Annotated in this window: 24 protein-coding genes and 4 pseudogenes; 15 read left to right on the plus strand and 13 right to left on the minus strand. The window is 69.3% G+C overall.

Features of this window, described 5'->3' with window-relative positions:
* Positions 1-18: 18 nt before the first annotated feature.
* Together P8T65_RS42260 and P8T65_RS47530 are read left to right on the plus strand one after the other, a co-directional pair.
* A complete protein-coding gene (locus P8T65_RS42260; RefSeq protein ID WP_316730755.1) occupies positions 19-735 on the plus strand; it encodes a TetR family transcriptional regulator in 717 nt (238 codons plus the stop codon).
* Positions 732-815 (plus strand): annotated as a pseudogene (locus P8T65_RS47530) (hypothetical protein); the annotation flags it as partial. The gene P8T65_RS42260 and the pseudogene P8T65_RS47530, both read left to right, overlap by 4 nt.
* Before the next feature lie 101 nt (positions 816-916).
* Here the strand turns inward: P8T65_RS47530 and P8T65_RS42265 are convergent.
* The 7 genes and pseudogenes from P8T65_RS42265 to P8T65_RS42290 form a co-directional block, all read right to left on the minus strand.
* Positions 917-1033, minus strand: a pseudogene (locus P8T65_RS42265) (MarR family transcriptional regulator); the annotation flags it as partial.
* Between the two features lie 4 nt (positions 1034-1037).
* Positions 1038-1478, minus strand: a complete 441-nt coding sequence (locus P8T65_RS42270; RefSeq protein ID WP_399102438.1) for an SDR family NAD(P)-dependent oxidoreductase — start codon at positions 1476-1478, stop codon at positions 1038-1040.
* 33 nt (positions 1479-1511) lie between these two features.
* Positions 1512-1988, minus strand: coding sequence for a group II intron maturase-specific domain-containing protein (locus P8T65_RS42275; RefSeq protein WP_316730756.1), 477 nt, complete (start codon positions 1986-1988; stop codon positions 1512-1514).
* 15 nt (positions 1989-2003) lie between these two features.
* Positions 2004-2285: pseudogene (locus P8T65_RS47535) on the minus strand (reverse transcriptase domain-containing protein); the annotation flags it as partial.
* A 499-nt stretch (positions 2286-2784) separates the two neighbouring features.
* Positions 2785-3909: pseudogene (locus tag P8T65_RS47540) on the minus strand (recombinase family protein); the annotation flags it as partial.
* 132 nt (positions 3910-4041) lie between these two features.
* Positions 4042-4389, minus strand: coding sequence for a hypothetical protein (locus tag P8T65_RS42285; RefSeq protein ID WP_316730758.1), 348 nt, complete (start codon positions 4387-4389; stop codon positions 4042-4044).
* A gap of 77 nt (positions 4390-4466) precedes the next feature.
* Positions 4467-5252, minus strand: coding sequence for a reverse transcriptase domain-containing protein (locus P8T65_RS42290; protein ID WP_316730759.1), 786 nt, complete (start codon positions 5250-5252; stop codon positions 4467-4469).
* 654 nt (positions 5253-5906) lie between these two features.
* Here P8T65_RS42290 and P8T65_RS42295 point away from each other — a divergent pair.
* Genes P8T65_RS42295 through P8T65_RS42305 form a run of 3 tightly spaced genes read left to right on the plus strand, consistent with a single transcriptional unit; the run spans position 5907 to position 7136 of the window.
* Complete coding sequence (locus P8T65_RS42295; protein WP_316730760.1) at positions 5907-6206, plus strand: transposase; 300 nt, start codon at positions 5907-5909, stop codon at positions 6204-6206.
* Positions 6203-6706, plus strand: coding sequence for an IS3 family transposase (locus tag P8T65_RS42300; protein ID WP_316730761.1), 504 nt, complete (start codon positions 6203-6205; stop codon positions 6704-6706). The genes P8T65_RS42295 and P8T65_RS42300 overlap by 4 nt, the downstream gene beginning before the upstream one ends.
* Positions 6624-7136 carry a DDE-type integrase/transposase/recombinase gene (locus P8T65_RS42305; RefSeq protein ID WP_316731893.1) on the plus strand — a complete coding sequence of 171 codons (513 nt, stop codon included), beginning with the start codon at positions 6624-6626 and terminating at the stop codon, positions 7134-7136. Before P8T65_RS42300 ends, P8T65_RS42305 begins: the two co-directional genes overlap by 83 nt.
* Here P8T65_RS42305 and P8T65_RS42310 read toward each other — a convergent pair whose 3' ends face one another.
* The 4 genes from P8T65_RS42310 to istA all read right to left on the minus strand — a co-directional run bounded on the left by P8T65_RS42310 (position 7137) and on the right by istA (position 12589).
* Positions 7137-8756 carry an IS4 family transposase gene (locus P8T65_RS42310; RefSeq protein ID WP_316730762.1) on the minus strand — a complete coding sequence of 540 codons (1620 nt, stop codon included), beginning with the start codon at positions 8754-8756 and terminating at the stop codon, positions 7137-7139. It lies immediately after the preceding gene.
* Between the two features lie 105 nt (positions 8757-8861).
* On the minus strand, positions 8862-10472 hold the full coding sequence (locus P8T65_RS42315; protein WP_316727264.1) for an ISL3 family transposase: 1611 nt from the start codon (positions 10470-10472) through the stop codon (positions 8862-8864).
* 115 nt (positions 10473-10587) lie between these two features.
* Positions 10588-11349 carry an IS21-like element helper ATPase IstB gene (gene istB, locus P8T65_RS42320; protein ID WP_316730763.1) on the minus strand — a complete coding sequence of 254 codons (762 nt, stop codon included), beginning with the start codon at positions 11347-11349 and terminating at the stop codon, positions 10588-10590.
* Positions 11350-11353: 4 nt separating this feature from the next.
* Positions 11354-12589 (minus strand): IS21 family transposase, encoded by a 1236-nt coding sequence (gene istA / locus P8T65_RS42325; RefSeq protein WP_237313453.1) that lies wholly within the window; start codon positions 12587-12589, stop codon positions 11354-11356.
* 152 nt (positions 12590-12741) lie between these two features.
* On the opposite strand from istA, the gene P8T65_RS42330 reads away from it, so the two are divergent.
* The 8 genes from P8T65_RS42330 (at position 12742) to P8T65_RS42365 (ending at position 19440) form a co-directional block, all read left to right on the plus strand.
* Entirely contained in the window at positions 12742-14352 is a 1611-nt protein-coding gene (locus P8T65_RS42330) for an ISL3 family transposase (RefSeq protein WP_316727264.1), read from the plus strand.
* Positions 14353-14769: 417 nt separating this feature from the next.
* Entirely contained in the window at positions 14770-15048 is a 279-nt protein-coding gene (locus tag P8T65_RS42335) for a hypothetical protein (RefSeq protein WP_399103381.1), read from the plus strand.
* Between the two features lie 467 nt (positions 15049-15515).
* Positions 15516-15872 carry a zinc ribbon domain-containing protein YjdM gene (locus P8T65_RS42340; RefSeq protein WP_316730765.1) on the plus strand — a complete coding sequence of 119 codons (357 nt, stop codon included), beginning with the start codon at positions 15516-15518 and terminating at the stop codon, positions 15870-15872.
* A 223-nt stretch (positions 15873-16095) separates the two neighbouring features.
* Positions 16096-16437: a metalloregulator ArsR/SmtB family transcription factor gene (locus P8T65_RS42345; RefSeq protein WP_316730766.1), complete on the plus strand. Its 342-nt coding sequence runs from the start codon at positions 16096-16098 to the stop codon at positions 16435-16437.
* Positions 16434-18158: a SulP family inorganic anion transporter gene (locus P8T65_RS42350; protein WP_316730767.1), complete on the plus strand. Its 1725-nt coding sequence runs from the start codon at positions 16434-16436 to the stop codon at positions 18156-18158. The genes P8T65_RS42345 and P8T65_RS42350 overlap by 4 nt, the downstream gene beginning before the upstream one ends.
* Positions 18155-18562, plus strand: coding sequence for a pyridoxamine 5'-phosphate oxidase family protein (locus tag P8T65_RS42355; RefSeq protein WP_230216392.1), 408 nt, complete (start codon positions 18155-18157; stop codon positions 18560-18562). Before P8T65_RS42350 ends, P8T65_RS42355 begins: the two co-directional genes overlap by 4 nt.
* Entirely contained in the window at positions 18562-18990 is a 429-nt protein-coding gene (locus P8T65_RS42360) for an ATP-binding protein (RefSeq protein ID WP_316730768.1), read from the plus strand. The genes P8T65_RS42355 and P8T65_RS42360 overlap by 1 nt, the downstream gene beginning before the upstream one ends.
* 36 nt (positions 18991-19026) lie before the next feature.
* Positions 19027-19440 carry an anti-sigma factor antagonist gene (locus P8T65_RS42365; RefSeq protein WP_316730769.1) on the plus strand — a complete coding sequence of 138 codons (414 nt, stop codon included), beginning with the start codon at positions 19027-19029 and terminating at the stop codon, positions 19438-19440.
* Positions 19441-19508: 68 nt separating this feature from the next.
* On the opposite strand, the gene P8T65_RS42370 is transcribed toward P8T65_RS42365, so the two are convergent.
* Positions 19509-19733, minus strand: coding sequence for a hypothetical protein (locus P8T65_RS42370; protein ID WP_316730770.1), 225 nt, complete (start codon positions 19731-19733; stop codon positions 19509-19511).
* A gap of 548 nt (positions 19734-20281) precedes the next feature.
* Positions 20282-20470 (minus strand): hypothetical protein, encoded by a 189-nt coding sequence (locus P8T65_RS42375; RefSeq protein ID WP_316730771.1) that lies wholly within the window; start codon positions 20468-20470, stop codon positions 20282-20284.
* Positions 20471-20684: 214 nt separating this feature from the next.
* Here P8T65_RS42375 and P8T65_RS42380 point away from each other — a divergent pair, with 214 nt between their 5' ends.
* Both P8T65_RS42380 and P8T65_RS42385 read left to right on the plus strand, forming a co-directional pair.
* Complete coding sequence (locus P8T65_RS42380) at positions 20685-21035, plus strand: metalloregulator ArsR/SmtB family transcription factor (protein WP_316731894.1); 351 nt, start codon at positions 20685-20687, stop codon at positions 21033-21035.
* 224 nt (positions 21036-21259) lie between these two features.
* Positions 21260-21742, plus strand: coding sequence for an NADH-quinone oxidoreductase subunit B family protein (locus tag P8T65_RS42385; protein WP_230216402.1), 483 nt, complete (start codon positions 21260-21262; stop codon positions 21740-21742).
* Position 21743: the final 1 nt, after the last annotated feature.

Below are 21743 nucleotides of genomic sequence, written 5' to 3' on the forward strand. Positions count from 1 at the left end.
AGGGGGAGCGGAGGGCGAGTGACTGCCGAGGCGGAAACAGACGGAGAAGTCGGCCAGGAGGCCCGGCCCGGTTACGGCGAAGGGCGGGGGGCTCTCCTGGAAGCGGCGGTCAGGGTGGTGGCCCGTGGCGGCCTGCGGAAACTGACCTATCGTGCCGTCGCAGCCGAGGCCGGTGTCACGCACGGACTGGTCGCCCACCACTTCGGCTCGCGCGACACGCTGCTCGAAGAGGCGCTGCGATGGTGCGTCACCCGCAGTATCGAGACGTCCTCGCTGGTGCCCGCCAGCGGAAGGCTGGAGGACTTCGCCGCCACCCTGGCCGACTTCATCGCGGCCGACCCCGACCTCCAGGCCTTCCAGTTCGAGCTCAAGCTCGAATCCAGCCGGCGGCCGGAGCTGCGCCACCACGTCGACCTGCTCTACGACGCCTACCGCGATGCCGTCCGCGAGGCACTGGCCTGCTTCGACGTGCCGCAGGAGATGACGGAGATCGTCTTCGCGGCCTTGGACGGCCTGGTCTTCCACCAGGTCACGTCCAGCGCACCGAACCGCACCGCGGAGGGTGTCGAGGCCTTGCGCCGGCTCCTCGCGGTCCATCGCGCGCAGACGTCACCAAGGGGGGCGGCCGGTGCATTGAATGAGCCGGAGCTCTCCTGCGCCCATCTCAGGGGCGGCGATGAGGAGCAAGCGTCGAGGAGATCGTCCAGCGCGTGGCCCGCACCGGCACACCCGTGATCGACGTCCGCTACCGCAGCCCCACTCACCTCGACCCCGCTCACGAACGCGTCTGGTCGTGTTCCCACTTCCGGCTTCAGGACGAGGACGGCCGGCCGCTCGGAGTCTGTGAGGCCAGCCTCGACATCACCGACCGCTATGTGGCGCGCCGGCGTCTCGCCTTGCTCAGCCGGGCGAGCGGCAGTATCGAGAGCACCACAAAGGCGGTCCAGGTCAGGTCGACTCCGCGCAGCACGGAGTTCTCCAGGTGCTGCCGCACCGCCGAGGCGGCGCGATAGATGTTGGCGACAACTGCCATCTGGTCATGCCTGCGGGGTGTACGGGCCCGTGCCGGAGACGGCGCGGGCCTTCTGCGCGGCGATGCCGCCCCACTCGGACTTGACCCCGCCCGGTTCGATCACCACGACGTCGATCCCGAAGGGCTTGAGCTCCATGCGCAGGCAGTCGCTGAGCGCTTCCAGCGCGTACTTCGTGGCGTGGTACCAGGCTCCCAGTGAGGTGCACATGCGGCCACCCACCGAGGTGATGTTGACGATGGTTCCCGAGCGCTGCGCCCGCATGTGCGGCAGGACCAGCTGGGTCAGGCGCGCTGCGCCGAACACGTTGACCTCGAACTGTTCCCTGGCCTCCTGCAGGGCACCGTCCACCGCTGTCCCTGTGCGGTCGGCTCGGGACGCGGTGACTGCGTTGCCGCTGTTCCGTTTCCCCGAGCCGCCGGCCCGAACCGGACGTGCGACTTTCACCGCATCCGGCTCTCCACATGTCTTTCCCGGTGGTCAGCCTCTGCGGGCTGCGGGTTCGATGGTCCACGGAGTCGGGATACGTGCTCCGCGGTAGCGGTAGCGCACGATCGCGACGCTGGATGCGCCGGTGAACGTCACCTCTCCGTCGGCGAACCTCCAGCCGTGGTCGCAGAAGCGCCGCAGCTGGCTTCGGCGGATGCCGTGTTTTCGGAGGAGCCATCGGGCGATGCGGTTCCACGCGTGGTGGTCGATCGCGTTGAAGGTCCTCTTCGAGGCACCGTGCCTGAAGTAGGTCGCCCACCCGGCCAGGGCCCGGTTCATGCTCGTGAGGAGAGCTGCCAAGCTCTGGTTCTGGGTGTGTCTGTAGGTCCGCGCCGACACTCGGTCTCCGATGGCCTGCATGGCCTTCTTCGAGGGCCGGGTGTAGACGACCTGCTTGTTCGTGCCACGTTTCCGCTGGCGGCGGATGTGGTGGCCGAGGAAGTCGAAGCCGTCGTCGATGTGAACCACGCGGGTCTTCTCATCGGACAACCGCAGTCCGAGCGGGGCCAGGACCTTGGCTGTCTGCTCGCGCAGGGCCTCGGCCCGGTGGACCGGACCGCTGACGAGGACGACAAAGTCGTCCGCGTAGCGCACCAGCCTCCAGTTCCCTTCTCCGGTCTTGCGGCGCTTCTCCCGTTGCCAGCTGGTGCCCATCCGGGAGTTCCACTGGCCGTGAAAGTGCTCGTCCAGTGCCGTCAGGGCGATGTTCGCCAGCAGCGGGGAGAGCACGCCCCCAACGCAATGGGTAACTCGGGCGTGAGTCACCCTCCGTAGCGTCTTGATCTTGATGTTGGCCGTCGTCGGTGGCGTGTTCGGGGACGGGGATGCGGTGCCGGATGGTGATCTTCTCGGGGCCGATGAGCACGTCCTTGACGAGAAGTCGCAGGACGCGCTGACGTTCGGGGACCTCGGCGCTTTCGGCGTTGTCGCGGAGCTGGGCGAGGAAGCCCTCGAGGTCGTCGGCGAGCTTGAGGTAGGCGTCCCGGTCGGCGATCGATGCGTCCAGAGCGGCGAGCTGGCCGCGCAGGTTGCTCTCGCGGGCGCGCAGATCGGGCATCCGGGAGCGGAGTTCGTCGAGGGTGACCAGCTGTTCCTGGAACGCTTCGATCATGCGGGTGATCGCTGTGGTGGCCTTGGTCAGGGCCAGTTCGAGCCGGCCGCGCTGCCGCGTGGCGGGATCGGAGGTGCGGGCGCGTTCCAGCCGCTTGTCGATCTCGGTCCGGATCAGGTGCGGGTCGGCGATCATGCCGATGATGTGGTCCCAGACGACGGTGTCGAGGTAGTCGGCGCGGACGGGCTTGTTGGCGCAGACCCGGCCACCCTCGTAGCGGTAGTCGTCCGAGCCCAGGCACCGGTAGTAGTAGATCTTCTTGCCGGACGATGTGGTGGTCGAGGTCCGGTAGTAGCCATATCCGCAGCTCACACAGGCCGACAGGCCCTGAAGGAGGGAAGGGATCTTGCTGTTGCGCGAGGCGAAGCGTTTGTTGTCGGCGAGCCGCTGGGCGGCGCGTTCGAAGGTCGCCGGGGTGATGAGCGCGGGAACGGGAATGGTGATCCACTCCTCGTGGGGTCGGTCGGCGGCCTTGACTGCGCGGGGGGTGCTGCGGCCCTCCAGACGGGCCCGGCGGTTGAGGCCCGGGGACTCGTGGAGGGTCTGGGTCTTGCCGAAGGCGGCCTGGCCTTTATAGGCGGGGTTGCGGAGCATGCCCCAGACCACGCTGCGGTCCCAGCGGGTCTTGCCGGTGCGGGTGGGGATGTTGCTGCTGGTGAGCCAGCGGGTCAGGTCCGCGATGGAGGCCCCGTCGTCGGTGTAGCGGCGAAACAGCTCCACCACCAGCACCGCCTCGGACTCGATGATCTCGTAGGTGGCCCCGCACTCAGGGGTTTTGCGCAGGTAGCGGTAGCCGAACGGGGCACCGCCCAGCACGTTGATGGACCCCGAGCGGGCCCGGTAGGTCTTCCCGCGCCGGTAGCGCTCCATCAGCTGGGCCTTCTCGTACTCGGCGAACATGCCCTGGAACTGGACCATCAGCTGGTCCTCGGGGCTGTCACCACGCGGGCCGCGTACGAACTCCACCCGGGTGCCGGCGCGGGCGAACTCCTCGATCAGCAGAGCCTGGTAGGCGAACTTGCGGGCGAGTCGGTCGGGTGCATAACACAGCACCACATCCACGCCGACCTGGGCGACCAGATCGCGCAGTCGCTCCAGTGCGGGCCGCACCAGGGTCGCCCCGGAGTGGCCCTCGTCCTCGAACACCCACTCCTCGGGCAGCTCAAGACGCTTTTCGGCGGCGTGCGCGCGCAGGGCCGCGGTCTGCGAGCCGATCGTCTGGTCCTTCTTCTGCCGGGCCGAGGACACCCGGGCGTAGATCGCCACACTGGTTGTCATCGCTCACTCCTGCCTGCTCCAGGCGGTCCTGCATCCGGACCCGCCGCTGCGGAACCAACACCGCGTAGGCCGCGGCCAAGTCCGCCGCCGCATGGCGGTCGAAGACCGCCTCCACCTGAACCCGCCGGCCGCTCACCTCCGCGGCCGGCCCTCCGGGGCACCCCGCTCAAGGAACTCGGCCAGGGCCTGGGCCACCACCGCAGAGATCGCCTGGTCACTCTCGCGGGCACGGCTGCGGATCTGCGCGGCCAGCGACCCCGGCAGCTTGACGGTGAACACCACGCTCGACTCGGGGACTTCGACTCGGCCAGCAGCCATGGCCTGCTCCAGATACCGGCGTGCCTGACGCACCGACACCCCGTACCTACTCGCCAACGTGCGGGCGGCTGCGGCCGCGGGCACCCCCGCTCCGGCCAGATCCGCGGCGGCGTTGACCCGCCGGGCGTACTCGACGCTATCGACACGATCACCACGCACCATGTCACAAACCTACTACCCATTGTGACGCCCCTTACCCTCCGCGCGAGGAAGGAGTTCCAGCCGGCGGTAGCCGAGCGTCACCTCGAAGCAGAAGTTGCCCATTGCGTTGGGGGCGTGAGAATCCCGCCCTGGGGAGTGCCAGTGGCGGTGTCCTTGGCGATGCCGTGGTGCATGACCCCGGCCTTCAAGAACGCTTTCACCAACGCCAGGACGTGCTTGTCGGAGATCCTGGTCCGCAGCCGGTTCATCAGGGCAACGTGATCGATGTTGTCGAAACACGCCTCGATGTCGGCCTCCAGGACTACGTGGTAGCCCCGGCGGGTCAGGCAGATGATCTCCTCGATCGCGTCCTGAGCCCGGCGGTTGGGCCGGAACCCGTAGGAGACCGGCAGGAAGTCGGCCTCGAAGACGGGCTCCAGCACCGCCTTGAGCGCGGCCTGCACGACCCTGTCCTTCACGGTCGGAATGCCAAGATCACGCATCTTCCCGTTGGACTTGGGGATCTGTGTGCGCCGCACCGGTGCAGGGCGGTAGGTCCGCCCCTTGAGCTCGTCCCGGATCTGCATCAGGAACGGCTGCACTCCCAGCCGGGTTTCGACCGCAGCCACGGTGAGCCCGTCGATCCCGGCCGTCTTCGCCCCGGCGTTGCCCGCAACTCGATGCCAGGCATCGATCAGGAACGCCGGGTCGAAGACCAGGTTGTACAGATCATCGAATCGGTGCAGGGCATCCGCCTGCGCCCACTGGTGCAACTTGAGCTGCATCCTCCGTACCGGGACTCCTGGCCTCCACGGCGCAGTCGGCCCGGCCCCGGTATTCACCGGGGCATCTCCGGTCATTGCAGTCTTCTCCTTGTCTGACATGCTGCCGCCCTTCCCCGTGCGACCGGCTTTCCCGGCCTCGGAGTACTACGGCGGCTCCGCCCCGCCCGCGCCCTTCGACGGGCAACGCGTCTATCCCGACTCCCGCCACTGGACGCGGCGTTGGAGGAGGAACGGCACACGGGCGGTTCCCACGTTCACCGTTGATCGATCGAGAGGTGAGGCGCCCGGCTATACCCCTGCGGCATCGCCACGGTTACGCCGTAGTCTTTCGCCGTGGCCTCCCAGGCCCAGGAGGGGAAGACCGGCCTAGGAGTTCACCGACAGTCACCACCCTGGCAGGGCGGAAGACTCTCGGCTGCGCACCGCCAACCAGCCCATATCCACCGGATTGAGTGAGCTGGCACGCTATCGAGAGGCGTAACAACACCGGTTCCTCGCGTGCACCTTCCTCTCTCGCTCACCGGGCCCGACCCATCCGGCAGTGCTGAGCCGACCCGACTTCGTCACGACTGCTTGCCGCCCTTCCCGGCGTTCCTCCAGGTCAGGCTGTCGTCAGCTTCACCCGCCTGCTACGACAGGCGGGCGGCGGAGTCCTTTCACCTCCGCTCGATCTCCCGACGCCTCGTGGCGCACCCCCCTTGATCGTGGACACCTGGAGACTGGGACCTGAGGTTCGAGGGGAAGTAGCACCAGGTGGGAAGCAAGTACACGAAGCGGTACACCGAGGAGTTCAAGCGGGACGCGATCGCGCTCGTCGACTCCTCGGGCAAGACGGTCACCGCGGTGGCCCGGGAACTCGGCATCAGCTCGGAGTCCCTGCGCGGCTGGTACCGCAAGGCCAAGGCCGACCGGGGCGAGGGTCGGAGCGGCGATCTGACCGGCGCCGAGCGCGAGGAACTGCGGCGGCTGCGCAAGGAGAACCGCGAACAGCAGCAGACGATCGAGATCCTGAAAAGAGCGACCGCCTTCTTCGTGAAGGAGAACGACCGGTGAGCGAGTTGCCCCGGTTGATCCATGCGGAGAAGGCGAACTACCCGATCGCCCTGCTGTGCCGGGTGCTGCGTGTGGCCCGCTCCTCCTGCTACGCCTGGTGCGAGGGCAAAGCTGCCCGTCGCAGGCGCCAAGCCGCCGACGACGCACTCGCGCACGAGATCACCGTGCTGCACCTCGCCTCCCGCCGTACCTACGGTGTCCCGTGCATCCACGCCGAGCTGCGCCGCCTCGGGCGGCGGGTGAACCGCAAGCGCATAGCCCGGGTGATGCGCGAGCGCGACATCCGCGACGTCACCCGCCGCAAGCACCGCTCACTGACCCGGCCGGACAAGAAGGCGAAGCCGGCCCCGGACCTGATCGGCCGCGACTTTCACGCCGATACGCCCGGAACCCAAACTGGTCGGCGACATCACCTACCTGCCCACCGCCGAGGGCTGGCTCTACCTCGCCTGCCGGCTGGACCTGGCCACCCGCGAGGTAGTCGGCTATGCCATGGCTGACCACCACCGCGCCGAACTCGTCGTCGACGCCCTGGACATGGCCCACGGCCGGGGCCACCTGCAGCCCGGCTGCGTGATCCACAGTGATCGCGGAAGCGAGTACACATCGACCCAATTCCAGGACCGAATAGGGGAGTTGGGACTGCGGCAGAGCTGCGGACGCACCGGATCATGCTTCGACAACGCCGCCGCTGAAAGCCTCTGGGCCCTGCTCAAGGAGGAGACCGGCACCCGGACCTGGCCCGACCGGGCCACCGCCCGCGCCGAGGTCTTCAACTTCATGGAGACCTTCTACAACCGCCGCCGCCTGCGCAAGCACAGGATCTTCGGCTACCTCACCCCAACCGAGACCAGGCAGCGGCAACAGCACGCCCTCGCCGCATATCCATCCAGTGTCCAAGATCACGGGGAAACTTCCAAGGCCGGGTAGTTAGCGCGTTTCCGCTGGTGGCAAGGTGCTTGATGCGGTTTCCGGGCTGGCGTAGGTGGCGGGTCCCGTCTTGGTGATGAGTCCGTTTGCGGCCCATCTGTCGAGCTGGCGATACATCGTGCTGAGGGTGATATTGCCGAGGTGGCGTGCGAGTTCGCGGGTGCGCCAGTGGCGGCCGGGGTCGGCGTGGAGGAGGTCCAGGACCTGCTGTCTGCGGCGGTCGGCTGGTGGGGCGTACCGGTCGTCGTGGGAGACGGTGGGAAGGTCGGGCTCGGGTTCGAGGATGGTGACGTCGAGGCGGGTGACCGAACTGCTGGCACTGGGACGGCCGTCGTCTTGGCGTTCGGCATACCGTGAGATCGGGGACCTGACTTTTCGGGTGCTGATGCGGGGGCGCCTGGGCGGGAGGAGCTGGGCCAGGACGCGGTTGCCTATGACACCCACGATGTCGGTGGTGGTGCTGGCGAGCGTGATGATGCCGGCGGCCTGGACGACGAGGTCACGGGCGGTCTCCATGGCGATGGTGAAGCCGCAGCGGTCTGGATCGGTGCCGGGCCTGGACTCGGCGGCTTCCACCATCACCGTCCGCAACGCCTGGTAGACGGCGAGCAGAGACCACATCTCCTGCTCGATTCCTGTGGGGTCGCCCGAGCGCAGTACTCGGCCGTCCATGAGCGTATGGCGGAGTGCGTAGTACGCCGACTCGTGCTCCCATCTTTGGTGGTAGAGGGCGACGAGCGTCGGAGCGGGGTAGCGGCGTGCGTCGGTCAGGGTCGTGACTAGCCGGTAGGAGCCGGTGAACGATTCATCGCCCCAGCTCACGGTGATCTGTGCTTCCACGACACGCACCGGGACGGTGCCGATGACGGACAGGTAGGAGCCGTCGTGGAGACGGGTCAGGACCGGGGTGCGGCGGTTGGCACGCAGTCGGCCCAGGAACTTGGCGCCGGTGCCGTCCACGGCGGCGAGGAAGGCGTTGGCGTCGAAGCCCTTGTCCCACAGGACCAGCATGTCGGGGCCCAGATGGTGCAGAAGCTGCCTTGCGTAGGCGGTCTCGCCGTCGCTGGTGGGGCCGAACACGGCGCCGATCAGGGCGCGGGTGCCGGTCTCCACCAGGGTCATCAGCTCCAGCATCGGGTAGCCGCCGCGGCTGCCGGCTCCGAACCACTCGACGTTCCGCTCACTGTCGGGGATCTTGATCGAGCTGCAGCCGTCGAAGGAAACCATCCGGAACGGCCCGAATCGCACTCCGGTAGTCGTCGGCCGGGCGAGCGGGCCGGCCAGGACCCCGAACAAGCGCCGCATCGGTTCGGTGCCAATGCGACGACGCAGGTCGCGCAGGGCCTTCGCAGTCGGCTCTGCGACCTCGAGCCCGCCACACGTCAGGGCCACGGTCAGCTTGCTCCAGACCAGCCGGTAGCCGACCTCGGGGAACAGGCACATCGCGAGCAGGAAGTAGACCCCCACCCGAGAAGGCAGATCCCGTAAACGGCGCTGAACACAGCGGGTTTCGTCCAGGAGAGCATCGACGAGATCAAACGGTATGACCTGGGTCAACTCGCCCAGATGGCCCGGAGCGAAGCGGCCCGAGGCCACGGTGAACTCGCGTGAGACGGTCACCAGGCCAGGCGGCAGGGGACTGTCGGCGGTCTCTGAACCTGGGTTCTGGATCACTTTCCGTGCTGGAGCCACGGAGGGTTACCACGACCGCGATCATGGACGGCCTCACGCCGCGAGGAGGACGCGTTTGCGGAGCAGGTCGAAGTTGGCGCGGCCGAACATCTGCCGCTTGAGCATCTTGATCTTGTTGTTATGGCCTTCGACTGCGCCAGAGCTGTAGGGCAGGCTGAGCCCGGCGACGACGGCGTCGAGGTCCTGGCCGAGGCCGGTGACGAAGGCATGCAGGGCGGGCAGGTCATCGGCCTGGACACACTCGATCCATTGGTCCAGCTGCTTTCCTTGGCGGTTGTTCATCAACTCGGCGAAGGAACGTACGTGTTCGGCGGTGCGGCCGAGTTCGGGGCAGCGGGCGAGGATCGCCTTGAGCCGCTGGACCTGGTCGCTGTCGAGGCGGTCGGGGCGGCGGGTGATCCAGCTGGTCACGTCTCGCACGGACGGGTGCTTGCGGGGCGGATCGTCGTGCGGGAACGCTTCACGGAGCTGCTGCACGTACCTCTTCACGACGCTCTCGCCGCCGGGGTAGCCGCGCTCACGCAGTTCCTCGAACAGACGGCGGGCGACGGTGCAGCCCTCGGCCCACCGCTGATGCAGATAAGGCTTGTAGGGATCGAGGATGCTGCTGCGGCCGGTCCACTGTCCTACCAGCAGTTCGTCCGCGGTGGCCGCGCGGGCCAGGCGGCGCACGGTGTTGCGGGCCAGGCCGAGCCGGCGAGCGATCGGCCGGAGGCCGAGCCCGTCGTCGAGCAGGGCGTGGACGGCTGTGTGCTGTTCGCGGACCCGGTCCGACAGGCGGCCGGAGTGTCGCGGTTCGCCTGAGGGACGCGGCGGGAACCCCGTGGTGTTCACGGGTGTGTTGGTGCGGACCGGGCTGGTCTCCTCTGGCTCGCGCAGCAGGGCGCGGTGCTGGATGACCGTCTTCTCGACGGCCTCGACGAGGTTTTTCCAGATGTGCCACCGGTCCGCGACGTGGACCGCGTCCGGGGCGCCGAGCCGTCCGGCCTCGGCGTATGCGGTCGACCGGTCACGGCAGATCACCTCGACGCCGGGGTGGTCGGCGAGCCAGGCGGACACCGTGGCCGTGGTGCGGTCGGGCAGCAGATCAACCGGGCGGCGGGTGTCGATGTCCACCAGGATCGTGCCGTAATTGTGTCCCTTGCGCAGGGCGAACTCGTCCACTCCGAGCACCCGCGGCGTGTGCACCTCGGGCTCCGGGAGGCGGCGTATCAGCCGCAGGAGAGTCGACCGGCTCGCCCGGACCGCGAGTGTGTCCGCCAGGCGGGCGCCGGCCCGGCCCGCCAGCATCACGGCCACCCGTTGCAGCACCGTCTGCAGCCCGGTGCTTCGCCTCCCGTACCGGAAGGTCAGCCCTTCGACCTGCTCTGCGAACGTGGCCTGCGTGCAGGCGCGTTCACGGCAGCGGAACCGCCGGACCTGTAACTCGATCACCACAGGACGCCCGGCGACCGCGGTGTCGGTGAGGCGGCGTACGTATCGGCTGTGCACCCGGCCCGACGTCGTCCCGCAGGCATGACACGCGGCCTGCTCTGCCGACGCACGGGCCCGCACGAGCACCAACTCGCCATCCACTACTGCCTTTTCGATCACAACGCCTTCGGCCTTGTGGAACCACAGGCCCTGGAGGAACACATCACCCACGGCCGTCCATGATCGCGGTCGTGGTAACCCTCCGTGGCTCCAGCACGGAAAGTGATCCAGAACCTGAACCTGGACCCCTTTGGGGTCGGTGAGTTTTGACCCCGTGTGTAGTTGTTCACCCGGTTGCCGCGCTCGGTGTGCGGCCGATGTCACGGTCTTTGAGCCGGTAGGAGTCTCCCTTCAAGGAGAGCACATCGGCGTGATGGACGAGACGGTCGATCATGGCGGCGGCGACGGTGTCGTCCCCGAAGACCTCTCCCCAGCGTCCGAACGGCTTGTTGCTGGTCACGATCACGGAGGCGCGTTCGTAGCGACCCGAGATCAGCTGGAAGAACGTGTAGCCGACCTCATCGATCACCAGAACCGGGACGCGCGCCAGCCGGAGGAGCTCCTCCTGGAGCTTGCCGGTGGCGTGGGCGGCGGCCAGGCGGTCGACCCACTGCGAGGCGGTGGCGAACGCGACGCGGTGTCCGGCCTGGCAGGCGCGTATGCCCAGGGCGATGGCCAGGTGGGTCTTGCCGGTGCCGGGCGGCCCGAGGAAGACCACGTTCTCCTTGCCGGTGATGAAGTCCAGGGTGCCCAGATGTGCCACCGCCTCCCGTTTCAGCCCGCGCAGGTGAGCGAAGTCGAACTCCTCCAAGGTCTTGCGGGCGGGGAAACGGGCCGCGCGGATGCGGCCTTCGCCGCCGTGGGCCTCGCGGGCAGCCACCTCGCGCTGCAGGCAGGCGGCCAGATACTCCTGATGTGTCCAGGACTCGGCCCTGGCGCGTTCGGCGAGCCGGTCGGCAGCATCCAGCAGGGCCGGTGCCTTCAACGCACGGCTGAGAAAGGCCAGTTCGGCGGCGACGTCCCGGGACGTGGTGGTGCGGGTGGCCATGACGTCACTCCTGTCCTCCGCCGCCTTCGATCAGCTGGAACACGCGGTCGTAGGCCGGCAGATCCGGCTGTGCGACCTCCACCGCCGCGGCACCGGCCACGGCCTGGCGGTACTGGCTGCGCATCGCCGTGGCGGCATCGGCGTGGTCCGGGTCGGTGAGCGTCTGGTGGCGGGCCCAGCAGCGCGCGTGCTCGGCGACCAGCCGACCGTCCAGATGAGCCCGCACCGTTTCGGTGTCCGCCTCGATCCGCACGATCCGTCCGATCGCGGCCGGGTGGACGGAGTAGTCGCAGGTGTCCAGGCGGATGTAGTGGTCCCGGCCGATCCGTACCGAGGTCTGCCACCAGCGCGGCGGCGCGGTCGGCGGCAGCGGCAGCATCGCGGCCCGGTCAGCCTCCCACCGCTCCACCGGACGGGCATCCAGGGTGCGGTGCACCCGCCGGTTGGCGACCTCAAGCCACGCGTTCAGCTGCGTGTTGAAGTCGGCCGGGGAAGTGAACACCCTGCCGGGCAGGAACGACGTCTCCAGATAACCGTTGGCCCGCTCGACCAGACCCTTGGCCTCCGGGTCGCGGGGCCGGCACAGGATCACCTTGCAGGCCAGCAGCCCGGCCAGGGCGGCGAACTCATGACCGAGCACGACCCGCCCCTCGCGGCGGCGTCCGATGGCCGCCTCGTTGTCCCAGACCAGCGCCCTCGGCACCGCGCTCCAGCCGGACAGCAGGTCCCAGTGCCCGCTCACGAGATCGGCGGCCTGCCTCGACGGCAGCATCCGCGCGGTGATCACCCGCGAGTACCCGGACACGATCACCAGCACCGGCGGGCGGCCGGTCTGCCCGAAGCCCAGCGGGATGTCCACCGGAGGGAACCACAGGTCACACTGGGCCAGCTCGCCGGGCTGATACGCCGTCCGGGAGACCGGATCCGCCGGAAGGTAGACCGGCCGCAGTTCCCGCACCCGCCGCTTCAGCACCGACAACGACCGTTCCCAGCCGATCCGCTCGGCGATCACCGTGGCGGGCATCCGCGGGTACTCCGCCAGCAGTTCGCGGATCGCCGGCTCCACCGCGTCCACGATCGAGCCCCTCGGCGCCCGCCGGTACTTCGGCGGATCGTCGCTGGCCACAGCCCGTCGCACGGTGTTCCGGGCGATCCCCAGATGCCGCGCGATCCCCTTGATCGACATGCCCTCCGCACGGTGGAGCCGCCGGATCTCAGCCCAGTCCTCCACACCGATCACCTCTTCCACCTGACTCCCATGGAGCCAGACTGATCACTTGATCACGGAAGGGGTCACTTTTCATCGACCGATAGGGGGTCACGGTTCAGGTTCTGGATCACTTTCCGTGCTGGAGCCACGGAGGGTTACCACGACCGCGATCATGGACGGCCGTGGGTGATGTGTTCCTCCAGGGCCTGTGGTTCCACAAGGCCGAAGGCGTTGTGATCGAAAAGGCAGTAGTGGATGGCGAGTTGGTGCTCGTGCGGGCCCGTGCGTCGGCAGAGCAGGCCGCGTGTCATGCCTGCGGGACGACGTCGGGCCGGGTGCACAGCCGATACGTACGCCGCCTCACCGACACCGCGGTCGCCGGGCGTCCTGTGGTGATCGAGTTACAGGTCCGGCGGTTCCGCTGCCGTGAACGCGCCTGCACGCAGGCCACGTTCGCAGAGCAGGTCGAAGGGCTGACCTTCCGGTACGGGAGGCGAAGCACCGGGCTGCAGACGGTGCTGCAACGGGTGGCCGTGATGCTGGCGGGCCGGGCCGGCGCCCGCCTGGCGGACACACTCGCGGTCCGGGCGAGCCGGTCGACTCTCCTGCGGCTGATACGCCGCCTCCCGGAGCCCGAGGTGCACACGCCGCGGGTGCTCGGAGTGGACGAGTTCGCCCTGCGCAAGGGACACAATTACGGCACGATCCTGGTGGACATCGACACCCGCCGCCCGGTTGATCTGCTGCCCGACCGCACCACGGCCACGGTGTCCGCCTGGCTCGCCGACCACCCCGGCGTCGAGGTGATCTGCCGTGACCGGTCGACCGCATACGCCGAGGCCGGACGGCTCGGCGCCCCGGACGCGGTCCACGTCGCGGACCGGTGGCACATCTGGAAAAACCTCGTCGAGGCCGTCGAGAAGACGGTCATCCAGCACCGCGCCCTGCTGCGCGAGCCAGAGGAGACCAGCCCGGTCCGCACCAACACACCCGTGAACACCACGGGGTTCCCGCCGCGTCCCTCAGGCGAACCGCGACACTCCGGCCGCCTGTCGGACCGGGTCCGCGAACAGCACACAGCCGTCCACGCCCTGCTCGACGACGGGCTCGGCCTCCGGCCGATCGCTCGCCGGCTCGGCCTGGCCCGCAACACCGTGCGCCGCCTGGCCCGCGCGGCCACCGCGGACGAACTGCTGGTAGGACAGTGGACCGGCCGCAGCAGCATCCTCGATCCCTACAAGCCTTATCTGCATCAGCGGTGGGCCGAGGGCTGCACCGTCGCCCGCCGTCTGTTCGAGGAACTGCGTGAGCGCGGCTACCCCGGCGGCGAGAGCGTCGTGAAGAGGTACGTGCAGCAGCTCCGTGAAGCGTTCCCGCACGACGATCCGCCCCGCAAGCACCCGTCCGTGCGAGACGTGACCAGCTGGATCACCCGCCGCCCCGACCGCCTCGACAGCGACCAGGTCCAGCGGCTCAAGGCGATCCTCGCCCGCTGCCCCGAACTCGGCCGCACCGCCGAACACGTACGTTCCTTCGCCGAGTTGATGAACAACCGCCAAGGAAAGCAGCTGGACCAATGGATCGAGTGTGTCCAGGCCGATGACCTGCCCGCCCTGCATGCCTTCGTCACCGGCCTCGGCCAGGACCTCGACGCCGTCGTCGCCGGGCTCAGCCTGCCCTACAGCTCTGGCGCAGTCGAAGGCCATAACAACAAGATCAAGATGCTCAAGCGGCAGATGTTCGGCCGCGCCAACTTCGACCTGCTCCGCAAACGCGTCCTCCTCGCGGCGTGAGGCCGTCCATGATCGCGGTCGTGGTAACCCTCCGTGGCTCCAGCACGGAAAGTGATCCAGAACCACGGTTCAAGGAACGGCGACAGGGGACAATGATGTGCGGGCAACGGAGCACCTCGATGATCAGCAGTCTTGGCGGACTACCTGACCAACGCAACTTCGTTGCCCGCGTTCTGACTCGACGCCTTTACCACCTTGCCACCAGCGGAAACGCGCTAACTACCCGGCCTTGGGGAAACTTCACTTGCGGTGCCGACCCTCCGCGCTCGACGGTCAGGGGTGCTGCTCGCGCTGCGGGCATCCACGCCCTCTTCATCCCGGTGCCCGCAGCCGACCCCGGCGCTGGAGTGCCGGGCGCGCGTCGGGACGGTCGTGACCACGCAGTGGGAACGCGCGGAGCGAGATGGTGTGAGCGTGATGCGTCTGACCGGCTACCTGGCCCGCGAGGGCGCTCACCGTTTCGAAGGCGCACTGGACTGGGTCAGCTCCCAGGCGGCTGGCGCCATCGTGCTGGACCTGTCCGGCTTGCTCGGCTGGAGCAAGGAGGGCGAGGCCGCAGCATCGCATGCCGTGCGTGCCTCGATCGCCGTGTTCGGTCTGCGGGGTCGCGAAGCCCCGCTGGTGACCGGCTGCGCGGCCTGCGTCGGGACCTGTCGCGATGTCGAATCCGCGCTGGCCGCCCTGACCTCCGCTTGACCGGACGAAATCCCACGGGGCCGACTTGGACCGCTCGGCGGTGCCACGATCGCGGACCCGTGGACGCGTGCCTTCGACGGCTCTCCTGGCGCCGCATGGTCGCCCTGCGGCGGCGACTCGGCTGCTGTGGCACACCGCGCCCGTCCGAACGCGACGGGCAGCCCATTACCCGCTCCGGCTGCGCCCACCGCATGGCCAGGCGCGATCCGCTCCCCCTGTCGCGGGCGGCTCGGCCGACGGCAGGTCCAGGGTGGGACGTGATCGGATCCGCGTGTCCCACCTCTCCCGTGCGCCACCGCGTGGACGCACGGGGCCACGTCAGGCCCGTCCAGCGGGCGACGCGGGACCGCGCCTTCCAGCGGGGGTGTGCACCTGGTCACTGAGGCAGAACAAGAGCTGGATGAGCCGGGCGAACGGCCTCGGCGACGACCGTCGGGACAGACGCCGGGGCCGGATATTCTGACGGGGTGATCGAGAATCTTCCTCCCTGCCCCAAGTGCTCCTGCGAGTACACCTACGAGATGAACGCCCTCGTGGTGTGCCCGGAGTGCGCCCACGAATGGGATCCCGCCGACGGCAGCATCGAGGACGGCGCCGCCGGGGTGCGGGTCGTGAAGGACGCTGTGGGCAATGTGCTGCAGGACGGCGACAGCGTGGTCGTCGTCAAGGCGCTCAAGGTCAAGGGGAGTCCTTCGGGGATCAAGGCCGGCACCAAGGTGCGCAGCATCCGGCTGGTCGACGGGGTCGACGGCCACGACATCGACTGCAAGATCGACGGGTTCGGCGCGATGCAGCTCAAGTCCAGCGTGGTCAAGAAAGCCTGAACTCTGACTGGCGAGGGGGTCGGCCCCACTCGCCGACCGACAGCCGCCCCCGCCGCCTGGCATGCAGTGTGCCCATAGGGCAATCACCCAGGCCGTAACAGGATGCTGAATTGCAAAATTCTGCAATTCATTAGATGCTGTGATGGCTGTGTCCGTCGCCGGTAGCCGCGGGCACAGCCTTTATGTCTGCTTCGGGTGGCGCTGTCGGGAAGTCGAGGAATCCGTGTCCGTTCCGCTGTATCAGGCCAAGGCAGAGTTCTTCCGGATGCTGGGGCATCCCGTACGGATACGGGTGCTGGAGCTGCTGCAGGACGGGCCGATGCCGGTACGGGACCTGCTCGCGGAGATCGAGGTGGAGCCCTCCAGCCTCTCGCAGCAGCTGGCGGTGTTGCGCCGCTCGGGCATCGTCAGCTCCAAGCGTGACGGCTCGACGGTGGTGTACGCGCTGGCGAGCGGGGACGTCGCGGACCTGATGGGGGCCGCGCGCCGGATCCTGACCGAGTTGCTCACCGGGCAGAACGAACTGCTGGCCGAGCTGCGGGAAACCGAGGCCGTCGCGCGATGAGGATCTCCTTTGGCCGGGTCGCTGCCCGGTTCACTTCACTGCTGCCCAGCCGCACCGATCTGGCGGAGATACGCCGGGATCCGCGCCGGGACCTGCTGGCCGGCCTCACTGTGGCGATCGTCGCGCTGCCGCTCGCGCTCGGCTTCGGCGTCTCCTCCGGGCTCGGCGCCGAGGCGGGGCTGGCGACCGCCGTCGTCGCCGGTGCGCTCGCCGCGATCTTCGGCGGTTCGAATCTGCAGGTGTCCGGGCCGACCGGCGCGATGACGGTAGTCCTGGTACCGATCGTCGCCGCGTACGGGCCGGGCGGGGTGCTGACCGTCGGGCTGATGGCCGGCGTCATGCTCGTCATGCTCGCGGTGCTCAAGGCCGGCAAGTACATGCAGTACGTGCCCGCCCCGGTCGTGGAGGGTTTCACGCTCGGCATCGCCTGCGTCATCGGACTGCAGCAGATCCCGAACGCCCTCGGTGTACCCAAGCCCGAGGGGGACCGCGTCCTCGTGGTGACCTGGCACGCGCTGGAGGAGTCCGCGCAGAATCCGAACTGGACCGCCGCCGCCTTCGCCCTGGCGGTCGCCGCCGTCATGCTCATCGGGGCCCGCCTGCGGCCCACAATCCCCTTCTCCATCCTCGCCGTGATCGCGGCGACGATCGTGGCCCAGGTCGCCGGCCTGGATGCGGCCAAGCCGATCGGTGACCTGCCGTCCGGCCTGCCCGCCCCGTCGCTGGCCTTCCTCGACCTCGGTTCGCTCGGTTCGCTGCTGGCCCCGGCGGTCGCGGTGGCGGCGCTGGCCGCGCTGGAGTCGCTGCTGTCGGCCTCGGTGGCCGATGGCATGACGGTCGGGCAGAAGCACGACCCGGACCGGGAACTCTTCGGCCAGGGGCTGGCCAACATCGCCTCCCCGCTGTTCGGAGGCGTGCCCGCGACCGGCGCGATCGCCCGGACCGCGGTCAACGTACGCACCGGCGGGAGCTCGCGGCTGGCCTCCCTCGTCCACGCCGCGGTCCTCGCGGTGATCGTCTTCGCGGCGGCACCGCTTGTCTCCAGGATTCCGCTGGCGGCGCTGGCGGGCGTGCTGCTGGCCACCGCGATCCGCATGGTCGAGGTCGGCTCGCTCAAGGCGATGGCGAAGGCGACCCGTTCCGATGCGCTGATCCTCGTGCTGACCGCCGTCGCGACGCTCGCCCTCGACCTCGTGTACGCGGTGATCATCGGCCTGGTGGTCGCGGGCGCCCTCGCCCTGCGCGCGGTCGCCAAGCAGGCCCGCCTCGAAGAGGTCCCCCTCGACCGCGGTGACCACAGCGCCGAGGAGCACGCGCTGCTGGCCGAGCACATCGTGGCGTACCGGATCGACGGTCCGCTGTTCTTCGCCGCCGCTCACCGCTTCCTGCTGGAGCTGGCCGAGGTGGCCGACGTCCGCGTGATCATCCTGCGCATGTCGAGGGTGACGACCATCGACGCCACCGGCGCCCTGGTCCTCAAGGACGTGGTGGAGAAGCTGAACCGGCGCGGCGTCGTCGTGATGACCTCCGGGATACGGGCCGGCCAGCGCCAGGTCCTGGATTCCGTCGGCGCGCTGGAGCTGCTGCGCCTGGAGGGGCGCGAGTTCGCCACCACGCCGGACGCGATCCAGGGCGCCCGCACCCACCTGGAGTGCGCCGGTGTGATGCCGCCGCTGCCCGCCCAGAAGTCCCGGCCCGTCAGCGAGGAAACCGTCGGATGAGCACTGCGCCCGCATCGTTGCGCATGGTCGAGGTCTCCGGGGCTGAGGCCCTGTGGCTGCTGGAGGGCAGCACGCTGGGGCGGCTGGTGTACACGCAGCGGGACCAGACGGTCATCCGGCCGGGTCGGCACACCTGGGAGTACGGCCGCCTGGTGGTGCGCACGCCCGCGCCGGCCGCCGCGGTGCCGTCCACCGCGACGTACCACGTGGACGAGCTCCGCACGGCGACCGGCACCGGCTGGACGGTCACCGTCGCCGGACCCGTCGACGTGATCACCGACCCCGACGAGGCCGCCCACTACCAGCGCACCCTGGCCGGCTGGAGCCACGGCCCGCACGACACGCTGCTGCGCCTGCACCCCAAGACCGTGACCGGGTTCCGCCTCGCCCGCGCGGAGACGTGATGAGCACCCGGCTGGAAGCCCTGCCCCACCGGCACGTGCTGACCCTGCCGACCATGCCGTCCGCGGTCCGCACGGCCCGTGAGACCGCCGAGCAGGCCCTGGTCGAGTGGGGCGTCAACCCGCGCCACCCCACCATCGGCCCTGCTCTGCTGATCCTCAGCGAGCTGGTCACCAACAGCGTCCGGCACGCCGCGGTCCTCTCCCCGCAGGTGACCGTCATCTACGCGGCGGGCAAGGACTGCCTTGCCTTCGCCGTGCACGACCGCCACCCCTACCAGCCGGCACTGTACGGGGCGGTCACCGATGTCGGTGGTGGCGGCGGCCTGGCCACCGTCATGGAGCTCACCCTCGGCCTGAGCGGCACCGCGATCGTCCGCGGCGACGCCGACGGCAAGGGCAAGAGCATCTGGATCACCCTCCCCCTCTGAAGCACACAGGCTGACCGCGCAAGGAAGTTGACGACGATGACCATCGAGTGGCGCTACACCGTCGAGGAGGACCTCGGCGTCCTGTCCGTCTCCGGATACCTGGGCCCGGACGCCGTCCATCGCTTTGCCGGTGCCATCGGCTGGGTAGTGGGACGGGGGAGTGGTCCGGTCATCGTCGACCTCACCGAACTCCGCAGCTGGTCGGCCGAGGGGCAGGTGGCGATCACCGAGGCCGCGCGCCGTCTCGCGGCGGCGGGCCGGAGCCTGGAACTGACCGCGATTCCCGCCGACGGCTCTCTCGTGCCCGTGGGGGACTGCCCGCCCATTCCCGTGCACGCCGACCTGGCCGGCGCGTACGCGGCCCACAGCACCCGGCACGGTGAGCCGCTTCAGGGCCGGCACGAGGGGCGCACGACCGGGTGGCCGACGGCAGACCATGCGGCAGAGTGAGCCCGCCGGGTTCAGCCGGGGGCGAAGGCGCCGTCGCCGCCCCGTACGGGTACGACGGTGCAGATGTCCTACTCCGTGGCGATGGCCACGTCGTCGGCGAAGCCCGTCGCGGCCGGCTCCCGGCCGGACGTACTGACGGCGACCGCGCGCGTGAGGTCGGCGGTGCCCTCGTAGGCCGCTTTCGCCGCGGCCGACTCGGCGGACAGCGGTCCCGCGCCCTGGGAGTGCAGGTCGCAGATGAGGGCGCCGACGCCGAGTTTTCCAGCGCGGGGCGCAGGCTGCCGTCCGGCCATCGCTCGCCCGCCGCGATCACGGCAACGGGACGCTCGGGGGTGCCGTAGCCGCGGGTGATGAGTCGGCTGCCGACCACGGAGATGTTGCGCAGACAGGCGGCGACCACCTGCACCGCCGGTGGTGCGGCGGCCGCGATGGCAGCGCCGTTCGGGGACGGCAGCACCAGACGCGCGACGCACGGGGCGCGGCGCAGTTGGGCCGGAGACAGAGACCAGGGAGTGTCGGGCGTGACGGCGCTGCGCGCGACGGCCGGCCGCGCACCGGACTGCCGGGCGTAGACGGCCGCGGCCTTCTGCGCAGCGGTCCGCTCGGACGGGGCGGCGGGACCCTCCGGCAGCCAGAACGGGAGGACCTGGCTGCCCTGCGCGACGGCGACGCTCACCGCCGTGGTGAAGGACAGTACGTCGACGATGACCAGGCAGGCGGCCTCCCGGGCGAGGCGGCCCGCTGCGGCAGGTCCCCACTCGAAGCGGGTCCCGTTGCCGGACTGGACGGCTCAGTCACCCATGCCCCTCCCCTTTTCGCGGATCCGTGTGCCGTGCGCGGGTCAGCTCCGGTTGTCGCCGTCCGGCGTGGACGCGGTGGACCGGCCGCCGAAGGACAGCCGCATCATGTGGGAGTGCCCGCACCGGGGGCAGGAACCGTCCGGGCCGACGGCGGTGGGCCGGCACTTGAGGCGGCATGCGGGGCACTTGTACCAGGCGACGCTCGCGCCGCGCAGCGGAATGATTCTCACGCAACCCTCCTCATGCAACGTATGGACTTGCTAATCTTAGCAATTGTTGAGGTCGTCACCGCTGGTTTCGGGCGGCTCCGTTCTCGTACGCGGATTCGGTGTGGCCGTCGCCGCACGCGAGGATGGGGTCCATGTGTTTGACCTGTAGGTGGATGCGATGCACCGAGGGCCGGCCGGTGCGGCCGTGCTGCTGTACCGGGGAGGCGACGGCACGATGAGCACGCCGCTGTACCAACTGAAGGCCGAGTTCTTCAAGACGCTGGGGCATCCGGCGCGCATCCGGGTGCTGGAGCTGCTGAGCGAGCGCGAGCACGCGGTGGCGGAGATGCTGCCCGTGGTGGGGATCGAGCCGGCGCACCTGTCGCAGCAGCTCGCGGTGCTGCGGCGGGCGAATCTGGTGGTGACCCGCAAGGAGGGCTCGACCGTGTACTACTCGCTGACCAGCCCGCACATCGCCGAACTGCTTCGGGTCGCCCGCACGATCCTGTCCGGCGTGCTCACGGGGCAGGCCGAACTGCTGGCCGACCTGCAGGCCGCCCAGACGGAGGCGAAACCGCCGTCGTAGCGACGGCCCTCGATCGGTGGCCGCCTTCTGGGAGTTGACAGCGCTCCGTGGCGCGGGAGGCGGCCACCTTCGTCCCATGGATCCCGGTCCATGGGATACGTTCTCGCTTGAGCAAACGACGCAAAATCGGCAAAAAGTGAGAAAAGTGACGTAACTCCGGCTTGGGGAAAGCCTGTTAGCCACCTGCGAAGCAAGTCCTCACCAGCGACGGGAGAGGGGCGGTCATGAGTCTGCTGCGCAAGATTCGCGATACCGGGCGGGTGGCCGAACCCGCCCCGCCCAGGCCGGAGGGCGAACGGCCGCCCGCGGCCGAGGAGTTCGCCGGCTCGGTGCAGGTGCGCTGCGTGGACGCGGGCTCCTGCAACGGCTGCGAGATCGAGATCGTGGGTGCCTTCAACCCGGTCTACGACGCCGAACGCTACGGCGCCCGGCTGGTGGCCTCCCCCCGGCACGCGGACGTGGCCCTGGTGACAGGGCCGGTGACCAAGAACATGGCCGAGCCGCTGCGCCGCACGGTCGCCGCGATGGGCGAGCCGCGCCTGGTGGTCGCTGTCGGCGACTGCGCGATCAACTGCGGGGAGTTCGCGGGCGGGTACGGCGTCGAGGGCGCCGTCTGCGACGTCGTACCGGTGGATCTGACCGTGCCTGGCTGCCCGCCGGAGCCGGAGAAGATCATCGCTGCGCTGCGGAGGGTGACCGGGCGGTGAG

It is taken from the genome of Streptomyces sp. 11x1 (assembly GCF_032598905.1).
Classification (GTDB): domain Bacteria; phylum Actinomycetota; class Actinomycetes; order Streptomycetales; family Streptomycetaceae; genus Streptomyces.

Excerpts from the sequence above, each read along its gene's own strand:
- P8T65_RS42285 (WP_316730758.1), bottom strand. The coding sequence starts at position 4,389 with ATGGTGCGTGGTGATCGTGTCGATAGCGTCGAGTACGCCCGGCGGGTC.
- P8T65_RS42290 (WP_316730759.1), bottom strand. The coding sequence starts at position 5,252 with ATGTCAGACAAGGAGAAGACTGCAATGACCGGAGATGCCCCGGTGAAT.
- istB (WP_316730763.1), bottom strand. The coding sequence starts at position 11,349 with ATGGCCACCCGCACCACCACGTCCCGGGACGTCGCCGCCGAACTGGCC.
- P8T65_RS42335 (WP_399103381.1), top strand. The coding sequence starts at position 14,770 with ATGCGTCTGACCGGCTACCTGGCCCGCGAGGGCGCTCACCGTTTCGAA.
- P8T65_RS42350 (WP_316730767.1), top strand. The coding sequence starts at position 16,434 with ATGAGGATCTCCTTTGGCCGGGTCGCTGCCCGGTTCACTTCACTGCTG.
- P8T65_RS42355 (WP_230216392.1), top strand. The coding sequence starts at position 18,155 with ATGAGCACTGCGCCCGCATCGTTGCGCATGGTCGAGGTCTCCGGGGCT.
- P8T65_RS42360 (WP_316730768.1), top strand. The coding sequence starts at position 18,562 with ATGAGCACCCGGCTGGAAGCCCTGCCCCACCGGCACGTGCTGACCCTG.
- P8T65_RS42365 (WP_316730769.1), top strand. The coding sequence starts at position 19,027 with ATGACCATCGAGTGGCGCTACACCGTCGAGGAGGACCTCGGCGTCCTG.
- P8T65_RS42370 (WP_316730770.1), bottom strand. The coding sequence starts at position 19,733 with ATGGCCGGACGGCAGCCTGCGCCCCGCGCTGGAAAACTCGGCGTCGGC.
- P8T65_RS42380 (WP_316731894.1), top strand. The coding sequence starts at position 20,685 with ATGAGCACGCCGCTGTACCAACTGAAGGCCGAGTTCTTCAAGACGCTG.
- P8T65_RS42385 (WP_230216402.1), top strand. The coding sequence starts at position 21,260 with ATGAGTCTGCTGCGCAAGATTCGCGATACCGGGCGGGTGGCCGAACCC.